4 protein-coding genes are annotated in these 2,888 nt (G+C 68.1%); all 4 read left to right on the top strand.

Annotated features, from left to right (window positions below):
- On the top strand, window positions 1-903 hold a 903-nt coding region (locus V6M46_RS03915), incomplete at its 5' end, for a glycosyl hydrolase family 65 protein (protein WP_332662459.1).
- A 118-nt stretch (window positions 904-1,021) separates the two neighbouring features.
- Entirely contained in the window at window positions 1,022-1,408 is a 387-nt protein-coding gene (locus V6M46_RS03910; protein WP_332662458.1) for a hypothetical protein, read from the top strand.
- 41 nt (window positions 1,409-1,449) lie between these two features.
- On the top strand, window positions 1,450-2,457 hold the full coding sequence (locus tag V6M46_RS03905) for an adenosine deaminase (protein ID WP_332662457.1): 1,008 nt from the start codon (window positions 1,450-1,452) through the stop codon (window positions 2,455-2,457).
- 230 nt (window positions 2,458-2,687) lie between these two features.
- On the top strand, window positions 2,688-2,888 hold a 201-nt coding region (locus V6M46_RS03900; RefSeq protein WP_332662456.1), incomplete at its 3' end, for an ArsR/SmtB family transcription factor.

The following is a 2,888-nucleotide window of genomic DNA, read 5'->3' as shown; positions in this document are numbered from 1 at the left end:
GTCATGGCGCGCTTCAACCTGCGCCGCGCCGCCGAGGCCGTACGCGACCTGGCGATCCGTGACGGCATCGAGTACGACCGGGTGGTCAATCGCCTCGAGCTCGACGAGCGCGAGGTCGCCGACTGGGAGCGCGCCGCCGACGACATGGCGATCCCCTACGACGAGCACCTCGGCGTGCACCCGCAGGACCAGCACTTCCTCGAGCGCGAGGTGTGGGACCTGGCCAACACGCCGATGGACAAGCGGCCGCTGCTGCTGCACTACCACCCGCTGGTGATCTACCGGTTCCAGGTGCTCAAGCAGGCCGACGTCGTGCTGGCGCTGTTCCTGCAGGGCGACCAGTTCGGGCCCGAGGAGAAGCGCGCCGACTTCGAGTACTACGACCCGATCACGACGGGCGACTCGACGCTGTCCGCGGTCGTGCAGTCGATCATCGCGGCCGAGGTCGGCTATCACGACCTGGCGCTGCGCTACTTCCTGTCAGGGTTGTTCGTCGACCTCGCGGACCGGCACCACAACACCTCCGACGGCGTCCACGTGGCGTCGACCGGCGGCGTGTGGGGTGCGCTCGTCAACGGGTTCGGCGGCTTCCGCGACTACCAGGGCGTCTTCACCCTCGACCCCCGGCTTCCGGAGTCGTGGGACTCGCTGATCTTCCGGGTGACGCTGCGCGGCACCCGCGTACGCGTCATGGTCATGCCGGACAGCGTCGAGCTCAGCGTCGAGGAGGGCAAGGAGGCGACCCTCGTGGTCCGCGGCGAGGAGGTCACGGTGCTCCCGGGTGACCCGGTGTCGGTCCCGCTCGACGGTCAGGGACCCCGCATCGAGGGTGAGCCGTCGCCGGTTCCCGGCCGTCGTCGCGCCGACGGCACGATCATCTCGGCGATCGTTCCCGGCACCTGAAAAATCCGCGATCAGATCGACTGGTCCTTTCGAGTCATAAATCGTTCGTTCGATCGTCTCTTACCTGGGAAAGACCTACTCTGAAATTGGGAGTGAGGCGTATCGAGAGGTAAGAGCAGTGATCACCGTGATGTGGAAGACCGCCGAGGGCGAGACCGGTGAGGTTGCGCTGGATGGCGATGCCAAGTGGACCTTTGGACGAGCCGGCGGGGATGACCTCACCGTCGCCGTCGACAACCCCGCCGTGAGCCGTACGGCTCTGGTGATCCGTGACGCCGGTCCCGGCCCGGTCGTGTTCCGCGGCCAGACCGACAACGGCGCGAAGGTGGCGCTGGTCAGTGTCATCGGTTCGATCACCTGGCTCGACGAGGGCACGGCCGGCAACCTGACGGCCGAGGAGAACCGGGTCGAGTTCTCGATCAACGACGAGGTCCTGCTGACGATCGACGTCGAGTTCGAGCAGCGCGGCAGCGTCGTCGAGCGGCAGCAGTCCGCCGGCGCCTGACTCGCTCGATCTGCGCTGACCCGGCTCGGTAGGGTCGCTGCATGTCGTTCGTCTCCGGGCTGCCCAAGGCAGAGCTCCACGTCCACCACGTCGGTTCGGCCACGTTGCGTACGGTCGCCGAGCTGGCCGAGCGCCACGCCGGCACCACCTCCGTACCGACCGATCCCGAGGCCCTGGCCGAGTTCTTCACGTTCACCGACTTCGCCCACTTCATCGAGGTCTATCTCTCGGTCGTCGACCTGCTGCGTACGCCCGAGGACCTCTGGACCCTGACGTACGACGTCGCGCGTGACCTGGCCGGGCAGAACGTCCGCTATGTCGAGCTGACCTGCACGCCCTACACGTCGATCGCGGTCGGCATCAGCGCCGAGGCCTATTGCGAGGCGCTCGAGGATGCGCGCCGTCGCGCCGAGGCCGACTTCGGCCTGACGATGCGCTGGTGCTTCGACATCCCCGGGGAGTCGGGGATCCCGTCGGCGGACGTCACCCTCGACACGGCGTTGCGCCTGCAGCCCGACGGGCTGGTGAGCTTCGGGCTCGGCGGTCCCGAGATCGGCGTGCCGCGCCAGCAGTTCGCGCCGCACTTCCAGCAGGCCATCGCGGCCGGGCTGCACAGCGTCCCGCACGCCGGCGAGTCGACCGGCCCGGAGTCGATCTGGGACTCGGTCAACCACCTCGGCGCCGAGCGCATCGGTCACGGCATCGCCGCTGCGCAGGACCCGGCGCTCATGGCCCACCTCGCCGAGCACGGCATCACGCTCGAGGTCTGCCCGACGTCCAACGTACGCACCCGGTCGGTGCCGTCGCTGGCCGAGCACCCGCTCCCGACGCTGGTGGCCGCGGGCGTACCCGTCACGATCAACTCCGACGACCCGCCGATGTTCTCGACGACGCTCAACCAGGAGTACGAGGTCGCCGCCGAGCTGCTGGGCCTCGACGACCAGGGCGTCGCCGACCTCGCCCGGGCATCCGTGCGCGCGTCGTTCGCCGACGATGCGACCAAGGCCGCGATCCTCACCGAGATCGACGCCTACGCCGCCGACGCCTGACCCGCTGGCGGTGACTTAGCGTCCACGCGTTGGCTGGGGCGGTGACTCAGCGTCCACGCGTTGGCTCGGGCGGTGACTCAGCGTCCACTAGGCATCACGAAGTGGACGCCAGCTCACCGCTCCAGCAGCACGGTGGACGCCAGCTCACCGCTCCTCCGCGCAGGGGTTGACGGCTGCATCACCTCGTGGTTATCTATAACCATCAAGTTACATAAAGGAATGGTTATCGAATGAGTGACGATCAGCTCGACCTCGTGTTCGGCGCACTCGCCGACCGGACGCGCCGCGCCATCCTGGCCCGGCTCGCACAGGAGGACGCCAACGTGGGTGACCTCACGGCGCTCTTCACGATGTCGCAGCCGGCCATCTCCAAGCACCTCAAGGTGCTCGAGCAGGCCGGACTGATCTCGCGCAACCGGCAGGGGACGATG

Source organism: Aeromicrobium sp. (genome assembly GCF_036676885.1).
Lineage (GTDB): Bacteria > Actinomycetota > Actinomycetes > Propionibacteriales > Nocardioidaceae > Aeromicrobium.
Note: the sequence above shows the minus strand (reverse complement) of the source record. Positions and strands in the feature narration are given on the sequence as shown.

Excerpts from the sequence above, each read along its gene's own strand:
- V6M46_RS03905 (WP_332662457.1), top strand. The coding sequence starts at position 1,450 with ATGTCGTTCGTCTCCGGGCTGCCCAAGGCAGAGCTCCACGTCCACCAC.